At 57.9% G+C, this 23,963-nt stretch carries 23 protein-coding genes and 1 pseudogene; 17 read left to right on the top strand and 7 right to left on the bottom strand.

Going from position 1 to position 23,963, the window contains the following annotated elements:
- Positions 1-12: 12 nt before the first annotated feature.
- Complete coding sequence (locus BEI65_RS10070; protein ID WP_099063196.1) at positions 13-1,353, bottom strand: aspartate aminotransferase family protein; 1,341 nt, start codon at positions 1,351-1,353, stop codon at positions 13-15.
- Between the two features lie 260 nt (positions 1,354-1,613).
- On the opposite strand from BEI65_RS10070, the gene BEI65_RS10060 reads away from it, so the two are divergent.
- Positions 1,614-2,543 carry a LysR family transcriptional regulator gene (locus BEI65_RS10060; protein ID WP_099063195.1) on the top strand — a complete coding sequence of 310 codons (930 nt, stop codon included), beginning with the start codon at positions 1,614-1,616 and terminating at the stop codon, positions 2,541-2,543.
- Between the two features lie 134 nt (positions 2,544-2,677).
- Here the strand turns inward: BEI65_RS10060 and BEI65_RS10055 are convergent, their stop codons facing one another.
- On the bottom strand, positions 2,678-3,805 hold the full coding sequence (locus tag BEI65_RS10055; protein ID WP_099063194.1) for an iron-containing alcohol dehydrogenase: 1,128 nt from the start codon (positions 3,803-3,805) through the stop codon (positions 2,678-2,680).
- Positions 3,806-4,070: 265 nt separating this feature from the next.
- Here BEI65_RS10055 and BEI65_RS10050 point away from each other — a divergent pair, with 265 nt between their 5' ends.
- The 3 genes from BEI65_RS10050 (at position 4,071) to BEI65_RS10040 (ending at position 6,619) form a co-directional block, all read left to right on the top strand.
- A complete protein-coding gene (locus tag BEI65_RS10050; protein ID WP_099063193.1) occupies positions 4,071-4,829 on the top strand; it encodes a response regulator transcription factor in 759 nt (252 codons plus the stop codon).
- Between the two features lie 101 nt (positions 4,830-4,930).
- Positions 4,931-6,232 carry an FAD-binding oxidoreductase gene (locus BEI65_RS10045; RefSeq protein ID WP_099063192.1) on the top strand — a complete coding sequence of 434 codons (1,302 nt, stop codon included), beginning with the start codon at positions 4,931-4,933 and terminating at the stop codon, positions 6,230-6,232.
- Between the two features lie 21 nt (positions 6,233-6,253).
- Positions 6,254-6,619: a cupin domain-containing protein gene (locus tag BEI65_RS10040; protein WP_099063191.1), complete on the top strand. Its 366-nt coding sequence runs from the start codon at positions 6,254-6,256 to the stop codon at positions 6,617-6,619.
- Between the two features lie 41 nt (positions 6,620-6,660).
- Here BEI65_RS10040 and BEI65_RS10035 read toward each other — a convergent pair whose 3' ends face one another.
- From BEI65_RS10035 to BEI65_RS10020, 4 genes are all read right to left on the bottom strand, one after another.
- Positions 6,661-7,467: an alpha/beta hydrolase gene (locus BEI65_RS10035; RefSeq protein ID WP_099063190.1), complete on the bottom strand. Its 807-nt coding sequence runs from the start codon at positions 7,465-7,467 to the stop codon at positions 6,661-6,663.
- 96 nt (positions 7,468-7,563) lie between these two features.
- Positions 7,564-8,676: a class II histone deacetylase gene (locus BEI65_RS10030; protein ID WP_099063189.1), complete on the bottom strand. Its 1,113-nt coding sequence runs from the start codon at positions 8,674-8,676 to the stop codon at positions 7,564-7,566.
- A gap of 13 nt (positions 8,677-8,689) precedes the next feature.
- A complete protein-coding gene (locus BEI65_RS10025) occupies positions 8,690-9,862 on the bottom strand; it encodes an MFS transporter (RefSeq protein WP_099063248.1) in 1,173 nt (390 codons plus the stop codon).
- 140 nt (positions 9,863-10,002) lie between these two features.
- Positions 10,003-10,653, bottom strand: coding sequence for a LuxR C-terminal-related transcriptional regulator (locus BEI65_RS10020; RefSeq protein ID WP_099063188.1), 651 nt, complete (start codon positions 10,651-10,653; stop codon positions 10,003-10,005).
- A 735-nt stretch (positions 10,654-11,388) separates the two neighbouring features.
- Between BEI65_RS10020 and BEI65_RS10015 the strand changes: the two are divergent.
- The 5 genes and pseudogenes from BEI65_RS10015 (at position 11,389) to BEI65_RS09995 (ending at position 15,814) form a co-directional block, all read left to right on the top strand.
- Positions 11,389-12,882 (top strand): annotated as a pseudogene (locus BEI65_RS10015) (APC family permease).
- Entirely contained in the window at positions 12,857-13,444 is a 588-nt protein-coding gene (locus BEI65_RS10010) for a DUF3156 family protein (RefSeq protein WP_099063187.1), read from the top strand. The pseudogene BEI65_RS10015 and the gene BEI65_RS10010 overlap by 26 nt, the downstream one beginning before the upstream one ends.
- A complete protein-coding gene (locus tag BEI65_RS10005) occupies positions 13,437-14,219 on the top strand; it encodes an SDR family NAD(P)-dependent oxidoreductase (protein ID WP_099063186.1) in 783 nt (260 codons plus the stop codon). The genes BEI65_RS10010 and BEI65_RS10005 overlap by 8 nt, the downstream gene beginning before the upstream one ends.
- Positions 14,220-14,229: 10 nt before the next feature.
- Complete coding sequence (locus tag BEI65_RS10000) at positions 14,230-15,027, top strand: molybdenum cofactor biosynthesis F family protein (RefSeq protein WP_099063185.1); 798 nt, start codon at positions 14,230-14,232, stop codon at positions 15,025-15,027.
- Between the two features lie 4 nt (positions 15,028-15,031).
- Entirely contained in the window at positions 15,032-15,814 is a 783-nt protein-coding gene (locus tag BEI65_RS09995; RefSeq protein WP_099063184.1) for an SDR family oxidoreductase, read from the top strand.
- A 49-nt stretch (positions 15,815-15,863) separates the two neighbouring features.
- Here BEI65_RS09995 and hpaR read toward each other — a convergent pair whose 3' ends face one another.
- Positions 15,864-16,319 carry a homoprotocatechuate degradation operon regulator HpaR gene (gene hpaR / locus BEI65_RS09990; protein ID WP_099063183.1) on the bottom strand — a complete coding sequence of 152 codons (456 nt, stop codon included), beginning with the start codon at positions 16,317-16,319 and terminating at the stop codon, positions 15,864-15,866.
- 324 nt (positions 16,320-16,643) lie between these two features.
- Between hpaR and BEI65_RS09985 the strand changes: the two genes are divergently transcribed.
- From BEI65_RS09985 to hpaX, 8 genes are all read left to right on the top strand, one after another.
- Positions 16,644-17,276 (top strand): fumarylacetoacetate hydrolase family protein, encoded by a 633-nt coding sequence (locus BEI65_RS09985; RefSeq protein ID WP_099063182.1) that lies wholly within the window; start codon positions 16,644-16,646, stop codon positions 17,274-17,276.
- Positions 17,273-18,037, top strand: a complete 765-nt coding sequence (locus BEI65_RS09980) for a fumarylacetoacetate hydrolase family protein (protein ID WP_099063181.1) — start codon at positions 17,273-17,275, stop codon at positions 18,035-18,037. The genes BEI65_RS09985 and BEI65_RS09980 overlap by 4 nt, the downstream gene beginning before the upstream one ends.
- Positions 18,034-19,488, top strand: a complete 1,455-nt coding sequence (hpaE, locus tag BEI65_RS09975; protein ID WP_099063180.1) for a 5-carboxymethyl-2-hydroxymuconate semialdehyde dehydrogenase — start codon at positions 18,034-18,036, stop codon at positions 19,486-19,488. The genes BEI65_RS09980 and hpaE overlap by 4 nt, the downstream gene beginning before the upstream one ends.
- Positions 19,489-19,655: 167 nt before the next feature.
- Entirely contained in the window at positions 19,656-20,513 is an 858-nt protein-coding gene (gene hpaD / locus BEI65_RS09970; RefSeq protein ID WP_099063179.1) for a 3,4-dihydroxyphenylacetate 2,3-dioxygenase, read from the top strand.
- 9 nt (positions 20,514-20,522) lie between these two features.
- The gene (locus tag BEI65_RS09965) at positions 20,523-20,909 is read left to right on the top strand and encodes a 5-carboxymethyl-2-hydroxymuconate Delta-isomerase (RefSeq protein WP_099063178.1); all 387 of its coding nucleotides are present in this window, start codon (positions 20,523-20,525) and stop codon (positions 20,907-20,909) included.
- Positions 20,910-20,919: 10 nt separating this feature from the next.
- The gene (gene hpaH, locus BEI65_RS09960) at positions 20,920-21,723 is read left to right on the top strand and encodes a 2-oxo-hept-4-ene-1,7-dioate hydratase (protein WP_085119594.1); all 804 of its coding nucleotides are present in this window, start codon (positions 20,920-20,922) and stop codon (positions 21,721-21,723) included.
- 40 nt (positions 21,724-21,763) lie between these two features.
- A complete protein-coding gene (hpaI, locus tag BEI65_RS09955) occupies positions 21,764-22,558 on the top strand; it encodes a 4-hydroxy-2-oxoheptanedioate aldolase (protein WP_099063177.1) in 795 nt (264 codons plus the stop codon).
- A gap of 30 nt (positions 22,559-22,588) precedes the next feature.
- Positions 22,589-23,959: a 4-hydroxyphenylacetate permease gene (hpaX, locus tag BEI65_RS09950; RefSeq protein ID WP_099063176.1), complete on the top strand. Its 1,371-nt coding sequence runs from the start codon at positions 22,589-22,591 to the stop codon at positions 23,957-23,959.
- Positions 23,960-23,963: the final 4 nt, after the last annotated feature.

The following is a 23,963-nucleotide window of genomic DNA, read 5'->3' as shown; positions in this document are numbered from 1 at the left end:
TATTCGCTCCTGTTATTCGGTTGCGTTGATGGCGTCGCCCAGGGCGTTGATTAACGAATCGATCTGCGCCTCGCTGCTGATAAACGGCGGGGCCAGTTGCAGGGTGTCGCCGCCGTAGCGGACATAAAATCCTTTTTCCCAGCAGCGCATCGCCACCTCATACGGCCTGCGCGCCGCTTCCCCCGGTCGCGCCGCCAGCGTGATACCGGCCGCCAGACCAAAGTTGCGAATGTCGGTCACGTGACGGCAGCCCTGCAAACCGTGCACCGCCTGCTCGAAATAGGGGGCCAGTGCCTGCACCCGTTCGATTATCTGCTCGCGCTCAATGATATCCAGCGTTGCCAGCCCGACCGCACAACTGACCGGGTGGGCAGAATAGGTGTAGCCGTGCGGGAATTCGAGCAAATAATCCGGTTCATCGGTGGCCATAAAGGCCTGGTAAATCTCTGGCCGCACCACCACCGCACCCATGGGTTGTGCGCCGTTAGTGACCTGTTTGGCGATATTCATGATGTCGGGCGTGACGCCAAAGGCTTCGGCACCGGTCAGGGCACCGCAGCGGCCGAAGGCGGTGATCACTTCATCAAAAATCAGCAGGATATTGTGTTGAGTGCAGATCTCGCGGATGCGTTGCAGATAGCCGACCGGCGGTACGATCACTCCGGCGGAACCGGAGAAGGGTTCGATAATCACGGCGGCAATGGTCGAGGCATCACGCAGGGTGATGATCCGGTTCAGCTCCTCCGCCAGTTCCGCACCCTGTTCCGGCATACCGCGTGAGAAGGCGTTACCCGCCAGCAAGGTATGGGGCAGATGGTCAGCTTCGGCACTGGTGCCAAAGGCTTTCCGGTTTCCGGCGATGCCACCCACTGCAATGCCGCCAAAGTTAACCCCGTGGTAGCCCTTTTCGCGCCCGATAAAGCAGGTTTTGCCCGCCTGGCCTTTGGCTCGCCAGTAGGCACGCGCCATTTTTAATGAGGTGTCCGCTGCTTCGGAGCCGGAGCCGGTGAAAAATACATAGTCCAACCCGGCCGGGGTCATGGCCTTAATTTTATTCGCCAGCTCAAAAGACAATGCATGGCCAAACTGAAACGCCGGGGAATAATCCAATTGAGAAAGTTGCCGATAAGCCGCTTCCGCTATTTCCGTGCGGCCATGGCCCAAGCCGCAGCACCATAACCCGGATAAACCGTCAAAAATTTTGCGTCCATCCTGGCTGGTATAATAAACGCCTTCAGCGTGGCTTATCATTCTCGGGTTGGCTTTAAAATTACGATTACCGGTAAACGGCATCCAATGGGCTTCTAACCATTCACGTTCGGGTTTATTTTCAGGGTGATTTAATTCAGCCATTTTTCCCTCCGGGGGGGAGAATAGGTACGGTTAATTAAATATACCCGTCATCTTTTAAGTTACAGCGTTGTTATCTGCACTAGCTCACCCCAGTTACTTACTTGAGTAAGCGCCTGGGGATGAGCGAGCTGGTCGCCTAGCCGTAACTTAAAAGCTATAGGGTATAAATAAACGTGTTAATGAATTGTTGCCTGAAATTGACTATGTGCCGCTTCTTCACTAATGTGAATAATCAAATATCGAAACTTACTTAAGGTTTTATGCAAGTAAAAAAGCGCGCAATTTTGGGACAGTTGTCGGATATGGACCTTCGGTTACTGCGGGTATTTAAGGCGGTGGTCGACTGCGGCGGCATGAGCGCGGCCGAGCTGGAGCTGAATATCAGCCTGTCGACCATCAGTAAACATATCAAGGATCTGGAGCAACGCTTGGGGCTGACGCTTTGCCACCGCGGGCGTGAGGGGTTTGCGGTCACTGACGAAGGGCTGTTGATTTACCAGGAAACCACCAAGCTGCTGGCGGCCACCGAGGCATTTCGCCGTGGAGTAGATGACGTGCACCAGCGCCTGGGCGGGCAACTGCACGTGGCGATATTTGACCATACCGTCAGCAACCCACAGGCACACATCGGCCGGGCGATTGCTTTATTTAGTGAGCAGGCACCGGAGGTGTCTTTGCAAATGTATGTGGAGCCAATAAATACCATTGAACGTGGCGTTATTGACGGCCAATTTCAGATTGGTATTATTCCCATGCACCGCAGTGCGGAAAGTTTATCTTATAGTTCATTATTTAATGAGAGGATGTTCTTATATTGCGGCGCGCAACATGAATTATTTTCCGCTAATCACGACGAGCTGAATTGGGATCTCCTGCACAATTATGCTTTTGCTGGATTAGGCTATCACTCGCCGAATATGGAGCTGAGTTTACAGCAGCATTTGCAGCGCAAGGCGACGGGTTTTGCTCAGGAGTCTATCGCCACCTTAATCCTCTCCGGCAAGTACGTGGGTTTTCTTCCCGACCACTATGCGGCGTTTTTTGTCGCACAGAATATGATGCGGGCGATCAAGCCGGCGCTGTTCCGCTATCACTGCGAGTATTCCAGCGTACTGCGGCGCTCACCCAGCCCACAGCGGGTGGTGAAGCTGTTCCACGAATGCCTGCTGACGACTCATGGAACAGCGTGATGTTTACTGGTCTTTTTTCTTGCCAAAAATCTTGATCAGTACGCCGACCAGGATACCAATGGCGATGCCGGTAAAAATCCAACTGACGATACCCATTTCCCATCTCCCGCTATTACTTTGAGCGAATTATATAATCATTCGACGCGGAAAGCGCCTTCGATCATTAGCTGCCGTTGCGGCGCGCTGTAGTCGATAAATGAGTTCTTGCTGTTGGATTTTGCCAGCGTCACCGCCAATTCGTCGGCAGAAATCGGCAGGTCGTCCTGCCAGAAGGTGGCGATGGCATGGCGGGTAATAAAGTCGATCAGATAGCGCTCCGGGCTGTCCTGTTGCTCGGGGAACAGACGCGCGGCGAGTTCGGCCATCAGCGCCCGTTGCTGCGGTTGTTCGCTTTGTGCCAGCATTTCGAGGAACGGCAACAGCAGGCGGCCGCAAACCTGGCCGTGGTGATAGTCACGCAATGCGCCAATCTCACCGGCAATGCCGTGGATCACCCCCAGTCCAGCAGCGCTCAGCGTCAGCCCGCCAAGGTACGAGGCCTGCATAATATTCTCGCGGGCCTGGGCGCTGCGGTTGAGCGTCGGCCAGGCGAGCAGGAAGTGGCGGATACCGGTCAGCGACATCTCGCGGGTCATGGCGTTGGCGGTTTTGGACAAATAGGCTTCGAACAGGTGAGTAAAGGCGTCGATGGCGCAATAGGCCAGTACCTTGTCCGGCGCGCCTTCCAGCAGTTGAGGATCCAGAATGGCGGTATGCGGCACAAAGTTGTTATGGCGCAGCGAGGCTTTCACCTTACTGAAGTGGGTGTCGGTGATCACCGCGTTCTGGGTCACTTCGCTGCCGGTACCGGCGGTGGTCGGAATGGCGATCAGCGGCAGGGTGGCACCGCTGATTTTCGTATCACCGACCTTTTCCATATAGCGCAGGGTCGGCAGCGGATGCTCCACCAGGGCGGCAAACGCTTTGGCGGCATCCAGCACGCTGCCACCGCCGATGGCCACCACCCGCTGGGCTTTACCGCGCCAGCGTGCCACCCAGGCGTCGATCTCCTGCGGCGAAGCCTCGTGGCTGACGATCTCCGTGCCGATCAGCAGCGGTGTCAGCGCGTCGGCCAGAGAGGAATATACCGCACCATTGAGGAATGAGCGGCAGCTAAACAACAGCGTCGGCTGTGGTTCGGCGGTCAGTAGCGGGATCAGTTGGCTGATACTGCCGTGGCCGAACCAGGTATGGCGGTTGGCGATCGTCAGGCTGGGGGTCATGGTCTCTCCTTGGCGCGCGAAAACCACAGCATAAGCCAGCCTCTGCGGCTGAACCACTGCTTTTCGCTGCCTTAAAAGCATCCGTTAATATATTAACCCAGCATCTCTGAGCCTGACGGCGATAATCGGGCGAAGGTGTGATTTGTTTAACATGTAAACAATTGTGCTGTTGCATTTGGCGCTATTGAGTGTTTTCTATAACAAGCAGGCCAGGGCACAGCCGGAATAAGGTGATTGTTAATTTATTAATGATGGCGAGGCGGAGATGAATATTCAGGTCGAAAGATTATCAGCGGTGATCGACACAGTGGCGACCCCGCGTTTCTATCCCAGCCTGCTGGCCTGGCTGGAAGGTTACTTCGCCTTTGATAACGCCATTGTTTATGCCTTCGACCGTGGTCAGCCACCACGCTGCCTGATCAAAACCGAGAAAGAAAACAGTGACGCGGTAAATCAGCTATACCAGCAGGGCGCTTATCTGCAGGATCCGTTTTATCAGGCGCTGAACGGCGGTGGGGGTAGCGAGGTCTTGACCCTGCGTCAACTGGCCCCCAGCGGCTTTTATCACACTGAGTATTATCGTAATTTTTATCGCATGACCGGCTGGCATGACGAAGCCGGTGTGCTGCTGCCGCTGACGCCGGAACGTGGGTTGGGGGTGTTTTTTGGCTCGGCGCGCCAGTCGGTGGGGGTGCGTTCCTCGCAGCTGGCAGACCTGCGAGACGCGCTGACGCTGCTGAAAAGCGTCGCTCGCCTGCATGGCGAAGTGAGGGTTGCGCCCGCCACGCCAGACCGGGTAACGGACAGTGCCGTGCAGGCGCGTTATTTGCTGACTCCTCGGGAGCGAGAGATTGTGGATCTGATCCTCGACGGCTGCGGTTCGCAACAGATCGCCGACCGGCTGTTTATCAGCCTGGGTACGGTGAAAAACCACCGCAAAAACATCTACAGCAAGCTGGATATCGGCTCACAGGCCGAATTGTTCAGCCTGCTGCTGGCCACGCCGCTGCGTCGCAGCGCCTGAGTGTTAATTATTTGTTGCGAATGTCCCTAAGGGGACATGGTGGGCGTCGGGCCGCTTGCCGATAATCCGCTGACAGAGCCAGGGTCATCGGGAGTGCGGCAGTGAATAATAATATCGAATCCTTAACCTATTACGCGGCAACCAAAAAGTACGATCTGCGCTTCCCGACGCTGGAAGAGGATCTGGATGTTGACGTGGTGATCATTGGTGGCGGCTTCTCCGGCATCAACACCGCGCTGGAGCTGGCGGAGCAGGGCATCACCAATATCGCCATTCTGGAAGGCCGTCATTTGGGTTACGGCGGTACCGGGCGTAACGGCGGGCAGGTGATGGCCGGGATCGGTCACGATCTGGAAAAGATCAAACGTCACGTTGGCCCGGCCGGGCTGGAAACCATCTTTAAAATCAGCAATCTCGGCGCCGGGATCATTCGCGAACGCATCAAAAAATACCAAATCGATGCCGATTTCTGCTTTGGCTATGGCTACCTGGGCAGCAACGCGCGGCAGGAGAAAACCCTGCGCAGCTGGCTGAAGGAGTTCAAGACGGTCTCGCCGGACGAAGAGATCGAACTCTATACCGGATCCGAGGTGAAGCAGGTGGTGGGATCGGACGCCTACACCTGTGCATTGAAACACATGGGCGGCGGCCACGTGCATTCGCTCAACCTGTTGCTGGGCGAGGCCCAGGCGCTGAGCGGCTACGGCGTGAAGATCTTCGAAAACAGCAGCGTACTCGACGTGGAGTATGGCCCGCGCATAAAGGTGCGTACTGCCATGGGGTCGGTACGTGCCAACAAAATGCTGTGGGCATGCAACGGTTTTCTCAACGGCATGGAGCCGTTCATCTACAACAAAACCATCAATACCTACGCTTTCCAGCTGGCGACCGAACCGCTGTCTGACGAACTGATCCGCCAGATCAGCCCGATCCGCGGTGCCTACAGCGACATCCGCCCGGTGATCGACTATTACCGGGTGACCAACGAAAACCGCCTGCTGTTCGGCAGCGCCACCCGCTTGATCGAATACATTCCGGCAGATCTCAAAGCCTGGAACCGTCATCTGATGTTGAAGGTGTTTCCGTACCTGCATAACGTCAAGATCGACCTGGCCTGGGGCGGACCGCTGTGCTGCAGCGCCAACCTGTTCCCGCAGATTGGTACCTTGCCGCAGCACGATAATGTGTTCTACGTGCAGGGCTATTCCGGCTTTGGCGTAACCCCGAGCCATATCGTTTGCAAGGTGCTGGCGGAGGGCATGAGTGAAGGATCCGATCGTTACAGCCTGATGAGTTCGATCCCGCACGTCAATATCTTCGGCAAGGACAAACTGCGGCGGGTGATGACCACCGCCGGCAAGGTGTGGCACCAGACATCCGGCTACTGGAAAGGCCGCCGCTAATTCTTATCACAGGAGAGAAAAATGAAACCATTACTGCTTAAACAACCGCTGCCTGAACTGCTGGAGATTGGCAGCGTCAGTAATCTGGGCGCCAGAGTGATCGCCGGTGAGCCAACCGTCGGCGTGGCGGGCATTTTCGGTGAGCCGACCGACAACCTGAGCTGCGGCATCTTTAGCTGTACCCGTGGCACCTTTGTGATGGAGTATCCGTTTGCCGAACACGCCACGGTGTGGGAAGGCACGGCAACGCTGACCGATGAGAACACCGGTCAATCCGTGCAGTATCAGGCCGGGGATTCTTGGTTTGTCGAGAAAGGCACGCCGGTGCGCTGGGAGATCACCTCCGATCGCTTTGTGAAACACTATCTGGCGATTGTCGAAGGTTGATCTCGGCGCCAGCCCCTCTCCAGCGGGAGAGGGGCAATCCGCTATCCCAGCACCCGCTTAATAAAATCGCCGATCCGCCGCAATATCTGATCCTTGTTGGTTTCGTTAAAACTTTCATGCCGTCCGCCGGGGTTAATCATGACCTCAAAATCACTGCCCTTCAGCAGGTTAATGGTGGTTTGCGATTGCGCCATCAGCACCAGCCGGTCGTCGTCACCGTGTATCCACAGCGTGGGCAGTGCGCCGAAGCCCGGCCCGTCGTTGATTTTGGCCAGCATCTGCTGCATGGCGTGCAACGTCGGGCGTTTGAAGGGCCCATGCCACACCAGCGGATCGGCCTGATAAGCCACGCCGACTGCCGGATCGCGCGACAGGGTGGCGGTATCGAGCGGCTCATCAGGGATCTTCGGCAGGCCAAGCAGATCGGAGATCTGGGTTCTTTCGCCGATCAACGGGCCGGAGAGCACCAGCGCGCGCACGTCATCGCCATAACGCTGAACGTAACGGGTGGCGATCATACCGCCCATCGAATGGCCGATGACCACCAGCGGGATACCAGGGTGCAATGCCTTAAAATGCTCGACTACGCAGTGAATGTCGTCGACCACGGCATCATAATCCTCAATCAATACGCGTTCACCCTGTGACAACCCATGGCCGAGATGGTCAGGGCCGAACACCCGCGCACCCTGTGCTTCTAACGTTCGCGCCACGTACTGATAGCGACCGAGATGCTCGCCATAACCGTGCACCAGCAGTGCCAGAAAGCGTGGCCGCTCATGGCCCCAATCGTGGACCGCAATGTCGCCCTGACTGCCTTTGATAAAGCTGATTTTCTGTTCAGACATATTATTTTTCTCATCGGTAGGGATTTAGAAAGTCCTATTCAGCGTAGCGGCAAAGCGGGGAATGGGTAGGGGCGCGGAGTGCGCGCCCCGAGGTGATTAGCGAATGAACTGTTGCGCCAGCGTATCGATGGCCTGGCGTTGGAACTGGTTGAAGGCCTCGCGCGGCTGCTGCTGCTGGATGAATTCCAGCAGCGGATCCTGGACTTCGGTGCGGATGCCACTGAGTTGTTCCATCACCGCCAGGCCGCAGAACGGCACGTAGGATTCGGCATAACCGCCCTCATGCACCATCACCAATTTTCCTCCACACAGACGATCGGCCGCGTCCTGCACCAAAGCCGTCATGTTGCGGAAACTGTCGCTGTGCAACTGCATGCGTGCCAGCGGATCCAGGGCATTGGCGTCGTAGCCGCAGGCGACTATGATCAACTCCGGCTGGAATTGCTCCAGTGCCGGAATGACGATTTGCTGCATGGCATACAGATAACCGTCGTCACCGGCCCCGGCCAGCAGCGGAATATTGATGTTATAGCCTTCGCCCGGCCCGGCCCCGCAGTCTTGTTCACCGGAGTACCCGGCGGGGAAGCAGCCGTCCTGATGCAACGACAGCGTCAACACGTCGTCACGCTGCCAGTAGATATGCTGGGTACCATTGCCGTGATGCACGTCCCAGTCGAGTACCGCCACTTTGCCCAAACCGTATTTTTGTTTAGCGCGCTCGATGGCGATCGGGATATTGGCCAGAAAACAAAAGCCCATCGACTGGTCCGGCAGGCAGTGGTGACCCGGCGGGCGTGACAGCGCATAGGCGTTATCCAGCTCACCCAGCAGCACGGCCTCGACCGCCGCACAGGCCAACCCGGCGGACAGTTTGGCAATCTCATAGCTGCCCGGTCCCAGCGGGGCTTCTTCCCCCAGCATGCCGCCACCGTTGTCGCTCAGCTGTTTGAAACGTTGTAAATAATCGGCCGGGTGAATGCGCAGCAGGTCTTCATCCGTCGCCAGTTCGGCGCTCAGCAGTGTGAGCTGACGCGACAGGCCGGACACATCCATCAGGTTCTTCATCCGCCGTTTGGTTTCCGGCGACTCGGCATGGCCGGCCCCCGAAGGCGGTTGCACCCAGCCGCCAACCGGCAGCGTGGTGGCGTGCAGGCCGGTGCTGTGCCAGAAACAGCGTTCATCAAACAAGAAACCGGTTTTTCTTTTCACCTTTTTACTCCTGTTAAACGGCGCGGCGAGCGCGCGGTGAAGCCAACAAAATCAACAGTAACGACAGCAGTGAGCAACCCAACGCGCCAAGCAGCAGCGCGTCAAAGCCGCCTGAAGATTCAATCAGGTAACCGGCCAGCGTTGGGCCAATCGCCATACCGCCGCCAATCACCAGATTGATGTTGTTCATCAGCTTGCCGTTGTTATCCAGTCCGGCGACGCGGGCCAAAATAAACGGCAGCACAAAGGTCCAGGTAAATTTGAATAACACCGCCGCCAGCGCGAAACGCAGCAACAGGGGCTCGCGGATCAGCAGCGCGATACCGGCGAGCAGCAAACCGTAACCCAGCCAAATCAGCCGGTTGCCGCCACGACCGGCACTGATCAAAGCGGCAGCGCCGGCACCGACGATGCCAAACAGCGTGGCGGTGGCCAGTACCTGACCGCTGTGTACCGGCGAGAGACCGGCCGCGGCGGCGATGCTGCCGATAAAAGTCCAGACTGCGCTCAGGCTGATGTAAAAGGTCAGTACCGCCAGTACGGCGATGATTTTGCGCAGCCGGGGAGCGACGGCGGAATGAGCGGCGGATTGCACCGGGTGAAACCCGCTGGGGAAGGAGCCGATCAGCGGCAGGCAGCACAGCATGATAGCCGCCAGGATCAGATAGACCGCCATCAACCCAAAATGGGCGAACAGCGGCGGCAGCACCAGCAGCCCGACCGCGCCCAACACCAGTTGGCCGAGAACCCACAGGGCGTAAACCCGGCTGGGGTTGGCGGTGCCCGCCGCGCAGGTGATACACAGGATCATCAAGGTGCCGCCCGCCAGCGAGGCGACAAAACGCAGCCCCAGCAGCAGGCTGAAATCGCTGACCCACGCCGAGGCCAGGTTACCGGCGATAAACACGGCCGCTGCCAGTGCTGCCACCCGGCGCCAGTTAACGCGGCTAATCCACCACCAGGCGGGCAGCGTGGCCAGGCTCATTGCCCCCAGCTCGGTAGAAAACAGATGGCCGATTTGCGCCGGAGTCAGCAGCCATTGGCTGGCCAACTGCGCGGCTATGGCCGGTGCGGTCATCAGGATGCCCGGCGCAATGGCGGCAAAGAGAATAATGGCAGTCAACAGCCGTGGCGGGCAGGGAAGCGCCGTCCCGACGGTGGGCACAGAAACAGAATCACTGGACATAATAATGATCTCCACGGGGTAAGCCTGAGTCAGATATACCCGCGATGCCATGTTTTAGGCAGGCGGAAACCGCGCCATTGATGACGAATAATTAACGCGTTTAATTTATCGGTCATAAGCCATTGCTATGGCTTAATTTATCATCCGTGTGCAATAAAGCTGTTGGCGACCAATTCGGTGCGATTTACGACTTCGGTTTTGGCAAATATATTGCGCATGTGGGTTTTTACCGTCGAAAGGGAAATACCCAACTTCAGCGCGATGCGTTTATTACTGGCTCCTTCGCGCACCATATTAACGATCTCCTGCTCCTTGGCCGTCAGCAATTGGGCTTCACCACCGGGCAGCAGATCGCGGGTCGCCAGCTCGATCAGTGGCATCACCGCCCGCAGGCGACCGCGCTCCAGCTCGGTAAACGGCGTATCGCGAATCAATGACACCCCGGCGACAATGCGTTTACGCTGGCGGATAAATATCTCCGTCATATCGCGCATGTGATTGGGCAGCATAAAGTCATGATAATAGTGCCGGTTATTAGCGATCGCCGCCGGGTTCATGCCGACCATATTAATATCCTGCTGGTGGAAGTTGGCCGGTTTAAGCGGATCAATCTGCTGGAAATGATTCAAATACTGCTGATGGGTGTTATCGGAAATACCATGCAAAATATAATGGTCTGGCCGCAGGTCCGGATTAACCAAATAAAATACCCCAGCGGACACCGGGATAAGATGAGCAATGGTGTTCAGACAGCTCGTGATAAAGGCATCGGATGGTGCGGTGGTGTGCATGATTCATTTCCTCCCTTTACCCGTCGTCTTTCAAGCCGCAGCGTTGTTACCTGCACTTGGTTACCGTAGGGGGCGAATATATTCGCCCCGATTAAAGCGGGCGCGGCATGCAGCGCCCCTACCTGACCTGAGGATGAGCGAGCTGGCCGCCTAGCTGCAACTTGAAATCCATAGGGTATCTTTTTCAGGTACCGGAATGGGAGTCGCCGCTGTTTATAATATGAACGATACAAGCATAGCGGTAGCAATTTTGCAACACAATTAAAACATATTAACAACGTGAGCCGGATTGCAATAAAATACATAAATAACAAGGCGGCGATTGGGAGGTGATGGCTCCAGTGGCCTTTTGCTGTTCTTATTTTGTTAATATATTAACGAATTAATTGTACCCTTCCTGCTGAATTTACAGTGATTTCCCTTTTACCGTGGTGCACCTGCCGCGGATCACCCTTTTGTAACCCCGCAGGGCCGCCATCGACAGCTCGTTCTTAAGAACGATAGACAAACACCGCAGCGCTTGATCCTCTCTGGAAATCCTTTCACCCCGGCTAAAACCATAACGGCTGACCGGACTAAAAAGGTAAGACGAAAAAGCTATGGCTCGGCCTCGTTCTTAAGGACGATAGTCAGCATTTTCTTTTCCTCTCTATAGTGATATTGCCGCCACTGGCGACGCCAAACCTGCAAATGCAACATCAGGGCAAAACGATAAAACTATAAGAGGAAATAACCATGAACCTGTCGTCGCGGCTTCACGCCCATCTTGAGCGGGGCAAGGTCGGATTCCCCACCACGCTGGCCAGCTCGGTTGGGGTGATTATGGCCAGCCCGGTGATCCTCACCGTCACCAGCGGTTTTGGCATCGGCGGCGACACCTTCGCGCTGGCGATGCTGATCGCCTTTATCATGATGCAGGCGCAGCTCACGACCTTCTCGGAAGCGGCGGCGATCCTGCCGACCTCCGGCTCGGTCTATGACTACATCGCCTGCGGCATGGGGCGCTTTTTTGCCATTACCGGCGCGCTGTCGGCCTACCTGATTGTGCATATCTTTGCCGGTACCGCCGAAACCATACTCTCCGGCATCATGGCGCTGGTGAATTTCGAGCACCTCAACACCCTGATGGAAACCCACAATGCCTCCTGGATGGTCGGGGTTGGGCTGGTGATCGTGTTTGGCATACTCAACGCTTTTGGCATTGAGGCGTTCGGTAAAGCGGAGATTGTGCTGACCTTCGCCATGTGGAGCACGTTGGTGATCTTCGGCATTGCCGGGTTGCTTTCACCGCATGCCGTGCCGCTGGAAGGCTGGTTCGGTAGCACCCTGAGCCTGAACGATCCGTTCGCGGTGTTCAGCCTGATCGGCATGGCGATGTTTATGTTCGTCGGCTGCGAACTGGTCACGCCGATGGCGCCGGAGATCAAACGTTCCGCCAGCGTCATCCCGCGAGCCATGTCACTGGGGCTGTGCGGCGTGGCGGTGTGCATGGCCTTATACGGCGCGGCGCTCAGCCACCAGGTGGAAAACGTGCTGGTGGATGCCGCCAACGGCGTTCATCTGCTGGACACGCCGATGGCCATTCCGGCCTTTGCCGGCCAGGTGATGGGCGAGTTCGGCAAATATTGGTTGGGCATCGGGTTGCTGTTGGCCGGGGCGGCGACCATCAACACGCTGATGGCCGCGGTGCCACGTATTCTTTATGGCATGGCGCTGGACGGCGCGCTGCCACGCATCTTCGCTTATCTGCACCCGCGTTTTAAAACCCCGGTGGTGGGGATTTTGGTGGCGGTACTGATCCCCTGTGTGCACGCGTTTGCCATCCAGGGCAATCTCGACCGCATCATTCCGCTGGTGCTGGCGGCGGTGTGCGCCTAGGGCGTTGCCTACCTGCTGGTGACCTGCTCGGTGGTGATCCTGCGTGTTCGCCGCCCGGATCTGCCGCGTGCTTACAAGTCGCCGTGGTTCCCGCTGCCGCAAATCGTCTCCAGCGTTGGCATCGTGCTGGCGATTATCTATATCACTCCGCCGGGCATGAACCCGCGCGCGGTGTATATCCCTTTCAGCATCATGATTGGCCTGACAGCGGCTTACGCGCTGTTCTGGACCCTGTGCGTGCAGAAGGTCAACCCGTTCAAACCGGTGCCGGTCGAGCAGGTGCTGGAAACCACCTTTGCCAAAGCAGAAGGCGAGGAGGCGCAGTTTGATCGGCTTACTTCCCTCACTTAACCGTTTCTGGCAGCGCGCACCGGCGGGTTATCAGCCGGGCGTCACCCTCAGCCGCCTGGCGAACAACCTGCAACCCTACGCCTGCGAGCGTCTGGCGCCGTGCCTGCTGCGGCTGACGTTAGCGCAAGGGCCGGTGATCGACATCAGTGAACAGGCCAGTGCGTTGTTTATGGCACATATCGTCAGCCACCGCTTTCAACTGCAGGGGAACTGCACGCTGAAAGAGCCGCTGACGCTATGCATCACCGCCGGGGGATGGCTGCGGCGCAATGGGGTGGTGTATCGCGCCGCCCGCAATGATGCTGCGGCGCAGCGGGTGATTTCTGCCTTTCAGCGCTATCCACAAGTTGGCCAAACGCTGGCACAGCTGGATTTCCGCCGCATTCAACTGACGCTGGTTGCCGGACACTGGCGACTGGAGATCGAACATTTTGCCGCTTCGGAAGTGGTCAGCCGTTTGCCTGCCGGTCGTCGCTATCTGCGGCTGGAGCCGGAGCAACGGCGATTGCTGCTCAGCAGCCTGCTGATGATCGGCCAATTGATGGAGAGAATCGATGAATAGAGTGGTAGTGATTACCGGCGGTGGCACCGGCGTGGGCGCCGCCTGTGCCCGGTTGCTGGCGGCCCAGGGCGATCGGGTATTTATCATCGGTCGTCGTCCTGAACCGCTGACCGCACTGGCGGATGAGATCGGCGCGCAGGCGTTGGTCGGCGATGCCGCCAGCGGAGAAAGCTGGAACACCCAATTGTTGCCAGCCATTTTGCAACAGGCCGGGCGTATCGACTGCCTGATCGGTAGTGCCGGCGGTATGGGATTCAAACGCATTACCGACATGACCGACCAACAATGGCAGCAGGCGATGGACAGCAATCTCAACAGCGCATTTGCCAGCGCTCGCGCCTGTTTGCCGGAGCTGATGAAAACCGGCGGTAACCTGCTGTTTGTCGCTTCTATCGCCTCGTTGGCCGCCGGGCCGGAGGTATGTGGTTACGTCACCGCCAAGCATGCGTTGATCGGGCTGATGCGTTCCATCGCTCGTGATTACGGTCCGCAGGGGGTGCGCGCCAACGCGGTGTGCCCTGGCTGGGTCACCACGCCGATGGCGGATGAAGAGATGCAGTTGCTGATGGACGCCCATCAGATTTCGCTGGCGCAGGCTTATCAGATGGTCTGCCGCGACGTGCCGTTGCGTCGTCCGGCCAGCGCTGAAGAAATCGCCGGCATCTGCCGTTTTCTCTGTTCGGCAGAGGCATCGATCATTACCGGCGCGGCGCTGGTGGCCGACGGCGGTTCAACCATCGTCGACGTGCCGACATTGGCTTTCACTTCCGTTTAAGGAGCATCAAATGAGTTCAGAAGCGGTATTTATTCAGGTGGGCGCGCTGGCGGAAGGCTTTGCCCCGCACAGCAATACGCTGGAACAACAACACGGCCTTAGCGGCAGTACGCTGGCATTGCGCTTTGCCGACGGGGAAACGCTGAGCTGTCATTTCGTCGATCAGCAGACGCTGAGCTGGGGTGAGTACCGGGGCATTGCTTATCGTGCCACCAGCATTCGCCCCGGCATTCTGTTTATCGATTTTCTCGATCCTGCGCAGGACAACGCCAGTATTACGCTGGTGTGCGATCGTAATCAGGGCAATTTCACCGCAGTCTACGGCCAGTTGCCGGATGAGCAGCAGACACGACTGGATGCCTTCAGCCGGGTTGAGCAGGGGTTGCCGCTGACGGCGGTCAAGGCGGAGTTCCACTTTGGCACGCTGGATGATGCCACCGTTGCGCCGCCACAGTTCACCGATGAGTTAATCGGCATGCGCAATATGTACACCTACAGCCCGACTGAACGCTATGAGCACATTTACCTGAACGACAATTTCTATGCCTGGCAGTGCCTGGACGGGGTGGAGAAAGGGCTGGCGGATGTCGATCGCTGCCACTACGTGAAGGTGGCCGAGCAGCTCTACCTGTTCGTCTGGCGTGAGAAGATTGTGCCGACGCTGGGCGTGGTGATGATCGATCTGCAGGGCATGCGCACCGACGGCAAGATCCTCGGTTATCAGGGCAGTGACTTCAATGCGCTGAGCAATTTTGCCGTGGGTGCCCACGCCCAGGTGCTGAATACCACGCGTCATCCACGGGGATAGGCCGATGAAGACACCTTATGCGGCCGATGCCTTTAGCGGCCAGGTGGTGCTGGTGACCGGCGGCGCACAGGGCATCGGGCTGGCGATTGTCAGCGCCTTTGCCCGGCTGGGGGCCACGGTGGTACTGGCGGATCTGCAACTGCAGAAGGCGCAGGATGAGGCGGAAATACTGCAACAACAAGGTTGGCGAGTGCAGGCAATGGTCTGTGATCTGGCCGATCCGGGGCAGATTGCTGAACGGGTGGCAGAGGTAGGCCAGCGGTATCAGCGGCTGGACGTGGTCGTCCACAACGCGGCCTACTTCCCGCTGACTCCCTTCGCCGAGATTGACGCGGTGCTGTTGCAACGCACGCTGAGCGTCAATCTGATGGCACCGTTTTTTCTGGCACAGGCGGCGTTGCCGTGGATGCAGCGTCAGGGCGGTGGCAGCATTCTGGTGACCTCGTCGGTCACCGGGCCGCGGGTGGCTTATCCGGGGCTGGCACACTATGCCGCCTCGAAAGCCGGGGTGAACGGCTTTATTCGCGCGGCGGCGCTGGAGTTGGCGGGGGCGGGGATACGGGTCAACGGCGTGGAGCCGGGGATGATCCGCACACCGGCGATGGCCAATCTGGGGGGCGCTGCGGTCAATCAGGCGATTGCCGCAGCGGTACCGCTCGGGCGGCTGGGAGAGCCGGAAGACATTGCGGCGGCGATGGTATTTCTCGCCTCACCGGCGGCGGCCTATATCACCGGCCAAACGCTGGTGGTGGACGGCGGCGCATTACTCCCCGAGGCTCATCCGTAGGGGACGAACAGGTTCGTCCCGATTTATACGGGTGCAGCGTGCAGCGCCCCTACGGCTTTTTTGTCGGATGGGCGGTCACGTTGGCGGGCAGTTTGTCGCCAAGCCGGATCAGTTCGTCCAGCAGCGTCATCAGTTGTTCCATCTTCTGCTGCGAAAACGCGGCTTCAATCTCACCGTAGCCCTGTTCCACCTGATGCCGCGCCACCTCATACAGCTCCTGGCCTTGCTGGGTCAGCGAAACGTACAGCTTGCGCTGATCGTTAACCGGCTTCAGGCGGAAAATCAGTTTATCGCGCTCCATGCGCGACAAAATGCCGGTCAGGCTGGGGCGCAGAATGCAGGTTTCCGCCGCCAATTCGTGGAACTCAATTGAACGGCTGTTGGCCAGTACGCGAATGATGCGCCATTGCTGTTCCGTCAGGTTATGACTTTTCAGAAACGGGCGGAAAAACCCCATGGCGGTTTCACGCGCCTGCAGCAGGGCAATGGTTAAAGATTCATGCATAGATTTGGCCTTAGCTATCAAGGTGTTCGTTATTCCGGTGCCGAACGCAGGGATGCAATGGACGGCCTGGATTTATTAATAACTTAATAGTAGCCAAGTTTACCCCGACGGATAAAGCGAAAATGTAGCTACGGGTGGAAAAATCGCCTGAAATTGATTAATGCGTTGAATAATCACGCTAATGTTCGCGACTTGTGAATATTTTGTTATCACGATCACAAATCAACCCACCCGCGTTGCGTAAAAGCTGAACAGCGTATAAAAATAATCATTAACATATTAATGAATGCCGGTTGTCATGTTCTGTCATTGAAAGGAGTTTGCATGAAAGGCACTGTATTTTCCGTCGCGTTGAATCACCGCAGCCAGATGGATGCCTGGGATCAGGCGTTCCATCAGCCACCTTATAAAACCCCACCCAAGACCCCGGTGTGGTTTATCAAACCGCGTAATACCTACCTCGCCAACGGCGGGGCGATCCCGTTTCCTGCCGGTGAGCAAGTGCAGAGCGGCGCGACACTGGCGGTGGTGATTGGTAATACCGCGCGCAAGGTGCCGGCCGAACGGGTGGCCGACTATCTGGCCGGTTATGCGCTGGCCAATGACATCAGCCTGCCGGAAAGCAGCTTTTATCGCCCGGCGATCAAAGCAAAATGCCGCGACGGCTTCTGCCCGCTGGGGGATCTCGGCCAGTTGGCGACCACTGGCAAACTGGAAATCATCACCGAAATCAACGGCGTGGAACAAGATCGCTGGTCAACGGCCGATCTGCTGCGTTCGGTGCCGGAACTGATTGCCGCCATCAGCGACTTTATTACCCTGCAGCCGGGTGACGCGGTGCTGATCGGCACGCCGCACCAGCGGGTGGAGATTAAACCCGGGGACGAAGTTACGGTGCGTGCCGCCGGTCTGCCGACCCTGACCAACCGCGTGACGCAGGCAGGAGAAGCATCATGAAACACGCCCGTATTCGCCATCATGGCCAAATTGTTAACGTCAACGTCGACGATCAACTGCGTGTCACTCTGCCGGACGGCAGCGTTGTCGATGAGTTGGACGTCGAGTGGTTGCCACCGGCGCAAGGCACGGTGTTTGCCCTGGGCCTGAATTATGCCGACCACGCCAGCGAGCTGGAATTCAAGGCACCGGAAGAACCGCTGGTGTTCCTGAAGGCACCGAACACCCTGACCGGGCATCGCCAGGTGTCGGTACGCCCGGCCGACGTTGAGTATATGCACTACGAAGCCGAGCTGGTGGCGGTGATCGGCAAAACCGCGCGCAATGTCAGCCGCGAAAACGCCATGGACTATGTGGCGGGTTACACCCTGTGTAACGACTACGCCATCCGCGACTATCTGGAAAATTACTATCGCCCGAATCTGCGGGTGAAAAGCCGCGACACCCTGACGCCAATCGGCCCGTACATTGTCGATCGCGATGATATTGCCGACCCGCACCGTTTGGCACTCAGCACTTACGTCAACGGTGAACTGCGTCAGCGCGGCAGCACTGGCGACATGATTTTTGATATCCCCTATTTGATCAGCTACCTGAGCGAATTTATGACGCTGCAACCGGGTGACATGATCGCCACCGGTACCCCGAAAGGCTTGGCAGACGTGCAGCCGGGTGACGAAGTGGTGGTGGAGATCGAGGGCATCGGCCGTCTGGTTAACCACATCATCAGTGAAAAAGATTACGAGGAAAGCCTGCGATGAAAACCATCAACCATTGGATTAACGGTAAAAACGTAGCCAGCAAAGAGTACTTCACTACCACCAACCCGGCCAACGGCGAGGTGCTGGCGGAAGTGGCGTCCGGCGGACAGCTGGAGATCGACCAGGCGGTGGCCGCCGCCAAGGCCGCCTTCCCGAAATGGGCCAATACGCCAATGAAAGAGCGTGCGCGCCTGATGCGTCGCCTGGGTGAACTGATCGACGAGAACGTACCGCAGATCGCCGAGATGGAAACGGCCGACACCGGTCTGCCGATCCACCAAACCAAAAACGTGCTGATCCCACGCGCCTCGCACAACTTTGAGTTCTTCGCCGAGATCTGCCAGCAGATGAACGGCCGCACCTACCCGGTGGACGACAAGATGCTCAACTACACGCTGATCCAGCCGGTCGGGGTCTGTGCGCTGGTGTCGCCGTGGAACGTGCCTTTCATGACCGCCACCTGGAAAACCGCGCCCTGCCTGGCATTGGGCAACACCGCGGTGCTGAAAATGTCCGAGCTGTCACCGCTGACCGCCGATCGTCTGGGCGAACTGGCGCTGGAAGCCGGTATTCCGGCCGGGGTGCTCAACGTGGTGCAGGGTTACGGCTCTACCGCCGGGGATGCGCTGGTGCGCCATAAAGACGTGCGCGCCGTGTCCTTTACCGGCGGCACCGCCACCGGTCGCCGGATTATTGAAAGCGCCGGGCTGAAGAAGTTTTCCATGGAGCTGGGCGGTAAATCGCCGGTGCTGATTTTTGAGGATGCCGACATTGAACGTGCGCTGGACGCCGCGCTGTTCACCATTTTCTCGATCAACGGTGAACGCTGCACCGCCGGTTCTCGCATCTTTATTCAGGAGAGCATCTACCCGGAATTCGTCAAACGCTTCGCCGAGCGCGCCAACCGCCTGCGAGTGGGAGATCCGCAAGATCCCAACACCCAGGTCGGAGCGTTGATCAGCCCGCAGCACTGGGAAAAAGTTTCCGGCTATATCCGCCTTGGCATCGAAGAAGGGGCAACTCTGCTGGCCGGCGGCCCGGATAAACCGGCCGGTCTGAGCCACGGCAACTTCCTGCGCCCAACGGTGCTGGCGGATGTCGACAACCGGATGCGTATCGCGCAGGAGGAGATTTTCGGACCGGTGGCCTGCCTGCTGCCGTTCAAATCAGAAGAAGACGGCCTGCGCATGGCCAACGACGTGGAATACGGCCTGGCGTCGTATATCTGGACGCAGGATGTGAGCAAGGTGCTGCGTCTGGCCCGCAATATTGAAGCGGGCATGGTTTTCGTTAACACCCAAAACGTACGCGATCTGCGCCAGCCGTTTGGCGGCGTGAAATCCTCCGGCACCGGCCGTGAAGGCGGGGAATACAGTTTCGAAGTGTTTGCCGAGATGAAGAACGTGTGTATTTCCATGGGTGATCACCCGATCCCACGCTGGGGCGTCTAAATCAGCTCCATGTTTTAAAACTAAAACAGGCTATACCCAACAGCTTTCGGATTGGGGCTAGGCGGCAAGTACGGACATCCCCAGGAGCTTACTTAGGTAAGTGACTGGGGTGACCGTAGGCAGCCAACAACGCAGCAATTCGAAAGATGAAGGGGATAGGAGGTTGTATGGGTAAGTTAGCTTTGGCCGCCAAAATTACGCATGTTCCATCGATGTATCTGTCGGAAATGCCAGGAAAAAACCACGGTTGCCGTCAGTCGGCGATCGACGGTCATAAAGAGATCAGCGCGCGCTGCCGCGAAATGGGCGTCGACACTATTATCGTGTTCGACACCCACTGGCTGGTGAACAGCGCCTATCACATCAACTGCAGCCCACATTTCGAAGGGCTGTATACCAGTAACGAACTGCCGCACTTCATCCGCGACATGACCTACGAATACGAAGGCAACCCGGCGCTGGGGCAGTTGATCGCCGCGGAAGCCTGCAAACTCGGGGTGCGTGCCAAGGCGCACGAGATCCCAAGTCTGAAGCTGGAATACGGCACGCTGGTGCCGATGCGCTACATGAACAGCGACAAACATTTCAAGGTGATTTCGATTTCGGCGTTTTGCACCGTACATGACTTTGCCGACAGCCGTCGGCTGGGTGAGGCGATCAAAACCGCGATTGAGAAATACGACGGCACGGTGGCGGTATTGGCCAGCGGTTCGCTTTCACATCGCTTTATCGACGACCAGCGTGCCGAAGAAGGCATGAACAGCTATACCCGCCAGTTTGACCAGCAGATGGACGAACGGGTGGTCAAGCTGTGGGAGGAAGGGCGCTTCCGCGAGTTTTGCGAAATGCTGCCGGAGTACGCCGACTACTGCTACGGCGAAGGCAACATGCATGACACCGTGATGCTGCTCGGCCTGCTGGGGTGGGACAAATATGACGGCAAGGTGGAGTTCATTACCCCGCTGTTCGCCAGTTCCGGCACCGGGCAGGTTAACGCCGTGTTCCCGCTGCCGGCCGAAGCCTGAGGAGCCGCCATGCCCCATTTTTACGCTGAATGTACCGACAACATCCGCCGTGAGGCGGATTTACCCGCGCTGTTCGCCAAGGTCAATCAGGCGCTGGCGGACACCGGGATTTTCCCACTGGCCGGGGTGCGCAGCCGTGCTATCTGGCTGGATACCTGGCAGATGGCCGACGGCCAGCGGGATTATGCTTTCGTGCATATGACGCTGAAGATTGGCCACGGCCGCAGCCTGGAAAGCCGTGAACAGGTGGGGGCGATGCTGTTCACGCTGATCACCGAGCACTTCGCCGAGCTGATGGCTAACCGCTTTCTGGCGCTGTCGTTCGCCATGGAAGAGCTGGATCCGGTGCTGAACTACAAGCAAAACAATGTCCACGCGCTATTCCGTAAAGAGTAAGGGGCCGTCAATGTTGGATAAAGAGCTGGTTAGCCGTGCCGTGCAACGTTTGCATCAGGCGGAGCAGAACCGTGAGCAGATCCGCGCGCTGTCGCTGGATCATCCCGAGATCTCCATCGAAGACGCCTACGCCATTCAGCGGCAGTGGGTGGCGCTGAAAATCGCCGAAGGCCGCACCTTGAAGGGCCATAAAATCGGCCTGACGTCGCGCGCCATGCAGGTCAGTTCGCAGATCACTGAACCGGATTTCGGTGCGTTGCTGGATGACATGTTTTTCAACGACGGCAGCGATATTCCGATCGATCGCTTTATCGTGCCGCGCGTTGAGGTCGAGCTGGCGTTTGTGCTGGCCAAGCCATTGCGTGGGCCGAACTGCACGCTGTTTGACGTCTACAACGCCACCGATTACATCATTCCGGCGCTGGAGATCATCGATGCACGTAGCCATAACGTCGACCCTGAAACTCAGCGCCCGCGCAAAGTGTTCGACACCATTTCCGATAACGCCGCTAACGCCGGTGTGGTGATGGGCGGCCGGCCAATCAAACCGGACGCGTTGGATCTGCGTTGGATCAGTGCGCTGCTGTACCGCAACGGGGTGATCGAAGAGTCCGGCGTCGCAGCGGCGGTGTTGAACCATCCGGCCAACGGCGTGGCCTGGCTGGCCAACAAGCTGTTCCCGTATGACGTGGAACTGGAAGCCGGACAGGTGATCCTCGGCGGCTCCTTTACCCGGCCGGTAGCGGCACGACGCGGCGATACCTTCCATGCCGATTACGGCCCGATGGGCTGCATTAGCTGCCGGTTTGTTTGATTTCCCCCCTCAGGGAGGGGAAAACACCATGGAGAACACAATGTTAACCAACGTTTTTAAGCAGGCGCTGCAGGAAAAACGTCCGCAGATTGGCCTGTGGCTGGGGTTGTGCAGCAGCTACAGCGCCGAACTGCTGGCCGGTTCCGGTTTTGACTGGTTGTTGATCGACGGCGAACACGCGCCCAACAACGTGCAAACGGTGCTGGGGCAGTTACAGGCGATTGCGCCTTACCCGAGCCAGCCAGTGGTGCGCCCGGCATGGAATGACGCGGTGCTGATCAAGCAACTGCTGGACGTCGGCGTGCAGACGCTGCTGATCCCGATGATCCAAAATGCCGAGCAGGCGCGTGATGCGGTGCGTGCTACCCGTTATCCGCCGCACGGCATACGCGGTGTTGGCAGCGCGCTGGCGCGTGCCTCACGCTGGAACCGGGTGCCGGATTATCTGCAACAGGCCGACGCGCAGATGTGCGTGTTGGTGCAAATCGAAACCCGTGAGGCAGTTAAAAACCTGGACGAGATCCTGCAGGTGGAGGGGGTTGATGGGGTGTTTATCGGCCCGGCGGATCTGAGTGCCGACATGGGATACGCCGGCAATCCACAGCAACCGGAGGTGCAACGCACCATCGACGATGCGATTGCGCGCATCAGCGCTGCCGGCAAGGCACCGGGCATTCTGACCGCTAACCCGGAGCTGGCGCAGCATTACCTGGCGTCCGGCGCGCTGTTTGTCGCGGTCGGGGTAGATACCACCCTGCTGGCGCGGGCGGCAGAATCCCTGGCCGGTCGCTTTAAGCAGCAACAGCCTCCCGTGCAATCACCGGGCGTTTATTAGGTTGCAGGACGCAATCTTACTGGAGACACCATGAGCAACGTCGATTCGCTGCCGCCGGTTAACCCGGCGCAGCAACATAAAGCGTTAACCGCCACCGAGCAATCGGTGATTAAAAAGTTATTTCGGCGACTGATTATTTTCCTGTTTGTGCTGTTTGTTTTCTCTTTCCTCGACCGCATCAATATCGGTTTCGCCGGGTTAACCATGGGCAAGGATCTCGGCCTCAGCTCGACCATGTTCGGTCTGGCGGCGACCCTGTTCTACGTCACCTATGTGATCTTCGGTATCCCGAGCAATATCATGCTGGGGATCGTCGGGGCACGGCGTTGGATCGCCACCATTATGGTGCTGTGGGGCATCGCCTCGACCTGCACTCTGTTCGCCACCGGGCCGACCAGCCTGTATGTGCTGCGGATGATCGTCGGCATTACCGAAGCCGGTTTTCTGCCGGGTATTCTGGTGTATCTCACCTACTGGTTCCCGGCGTTTTACCGCGCTCGCGCCAATGCGTTGTTTATGATCGCCATGCCGGTGACCATGGCGATTGGTTCACTGGTGTCCGGCTATATTCTGGCGCTGGACGGGCTGATGAACCTCAAGGGCTGGCAATGGCTGTTCCTGGTGGAGGGCATTCCTTCGGTGCTGTTGGGCGTGGTGGTGTGGTTCTACCTGGACGATACTCCGGCCAAGGCCAAATGGCTGACTGACGAAGAAAAAACCAGTCTGAAAGCCATGATGGACGCCGACAAGTTGCAACTGGTGCAGCCCAATGGGCCGGGTAGCCATCGGGCTATGCAGCAGCGCAATCTGTGGCGGGAAATCTTCACCCCGATTGTGCTGATGTACACGTTGGCCTATTTCTGCCTGACCAACACCCTGAGCGCCATCAACATCTGGACGCCGCAGATCCTGCAGAGCTTTAACCAAGGCAGCAGCAACATCGTGATCGGCATTTTGGCGGCGATCCCGCAGATCTGCACCATCGCCGGGATGATTTGGTGGAGTAAAAGATCGGATCGACTACAGGAGCGCAAGCACCATACCGCGTTGCCGTACCTGTTTGCCGCCGCGGGTTGGTTGCTGGCTTCTGCCACCGATCACAGCATGATCCAACTGCTGGGGATCGTCATGGCTTCTGTCGGCTCGTTCACGGCTATGGCGATCTTCTGGACTACGCCGGATCAGTCGATCAGCCTGGAGGCGCGGGCGATCGGGATCGCGGTGATCAACGCCACCGGCAACATAGGATCGGCGGTCAGCCCGCTATTGATCGGCTGGTTTAAGGATCTGACCGGTAGCTTTAACTCCGGGCTGTACTTTGTTTCGGCACTGCTGATCATCGGCGCGTTGATCGTCTGGCGTATCCCGATGCAAAGTTCACGTCCACGGGCCACGCCTTAGTGAG

The sequence above is a fragment of the Serratia sp. BW106 genome (genome assembly GCF_002607755.1).
Lineage (GTDB): Bacteria > Pseudomonadota > Gammaproteobacteria > Enterobacterales > Enterobacteriaceae > Serratia > Serratia proteamaculans.
This window is presented reverse-complemented; position numbering and strand designations above follow the sequence as displayed.

What these genes read in the sequence shown, in the direction of transcription:
- BEI65_RS10070 (WP_099063196.1), bottom strand. Translation starts at nt 1,353, where the DNA reads ATGGCTGAATTAAATCACCCTGAAAATAAACCCGAACGTGAATGGTTA.
- BEI65_RS10060 (WP_099063195.1), top strand. Translation starts at nt 1,614, where the DNA reads ATGCAAGTAAAAAAGCGCGCAATTTTGGGACAGTTGTCGGATATGGAC.
- BEI65_RS10055 (WP_099063194.1), bottom strand. Translation starts at nt 3,805, where the DNA reads ATGACCCCCAGCCTGACGATCGCCAACCGCCATACCTGGTTCGGCCAC.
- BEI65_RS10050 (WP_099063193.1), top strand. Translation starts at nt 4,071, where the DNA reads ATGAATATTCAGGTCGAAAGATTATCAGCGGTGATCGACACAGTGGCG.
- BEI65_RS10040 (WP_099063191.1), top strand. Translation starts at nt 6,254, where the DNA reads ATGAAACCATTACTGCTTAAACAACCGCTGCCTGAACTGCTGGAGATT.
- BEI65_RS10035 (WP_099063190.1), bottom strand. Translation starts at nt 7,467, where the DNA reads ATGTCTGAACAGAAAATCAGCTTTATCAAAGGCAGTCAGGGCGACATT.
- BEI65_RS10025 (WP_099063248.1), bottom strand. Translation starts at nt 9,862, where the DNA reads ATGTCCAGTGATTCTGTTTCTGTGCCCACCGTCGGGACGGCGCTTCCC.
- BEI65_RS10020 (WP_099063188.1), bottom strand. Translation starts at nt 10,653, where the DNA reads ATGCACACCACCGCACCATCCGATGCCTTTATCACGAGCTGTCTGAAC.
- BEI65_RS10005 (WP_099063186.1), top strand. Translation starts at nt 13,437, where the DNA reads ATGAATAGAGTGGTAGTGATTACCGGCGGTGGCACCGGCGTGGGCGCC.
- BEI65_RS10000 (WP_099063185.1), top strand. Translation starts at nt 14,230, where the DNA reads ATGAGTTCAGAAGCGGTATTTATTCAGGTGGGCGCGCTGGCGGAAGGC.
- BEI65_RS09995 (WP_099063184.1), top strand. Translation starts at nt 15,032, where the DNA reads ATGAAGACACCTTATGCGGCCGATGCCTTTAGCGGCCAGGTGGTGCTG.
- hpaR (WP_099063183.1), bottom strand. Translation starts at nt 16,319, where the DNA reads ATGCATGAATCTTTAACCATTGCCCTGCTGCAGGCGCGTGAAACCGCC.
- BEI65_RS09985 (WP_099063182.1), top strand. Translation starts at nt 16,644, where the DNA reads ATGAAAGGCACTGTATTTTCCGTCGCGTTGAATCACCGCAGCCAGATG.
- BEI65_RS09980 (WP_099063181.1), top strand. Translation starts at nt 17,273, where the DNA reads ATGAAACACGCCCGTATTCGCCATCATGGCCAAATTGTTAACGTCAAC.
- hpaE (WP_099063180.1), top strand. Translation starts at nt 18,034, where the DNA reads ATGAAAACCATCAACCATTGGATTAACGGTAAAAACGTAGCCAGCAAA.
- hpaD (WP_099063179.1), top strand. Translation starts at nt 19,656, where the DNA reads ATGGGTAAGTTAGCTTTGGCCGCCAAAATTACGCATGTTCCATCGATG.
- BEI65_RS09965 (WP_099063178.1), top strand. Translation starts at nt 20,523, where the DNA reads ATGCCCCATTTTTACGCTGAATGTACCGACAACATCCGCCGTGAGGCG.
- hpaH (WP_085119594.1), top strand. Translation starts at nt 20,920, where the DNA reads ATGTTGGATAAAGAGCTGGTTAGCCGTGCCGTGCAACGTTTGCATCAG.
- hpaI (WP_099063177.1), top strand. Translation starts at nt 21,764, where the DNA reads ATGTTAACCAACGTTTTTAAGCAGGCGCTGCAGGAAAAACGTCCGCAG.
- hpaX (WP_099063176.1), top strand. Translation starts at nt 22,589, where the DNA reads ATGAGCAACGTCGATTCGCTGCCGCCGGTTAACCCGGCGCAGCAACAT.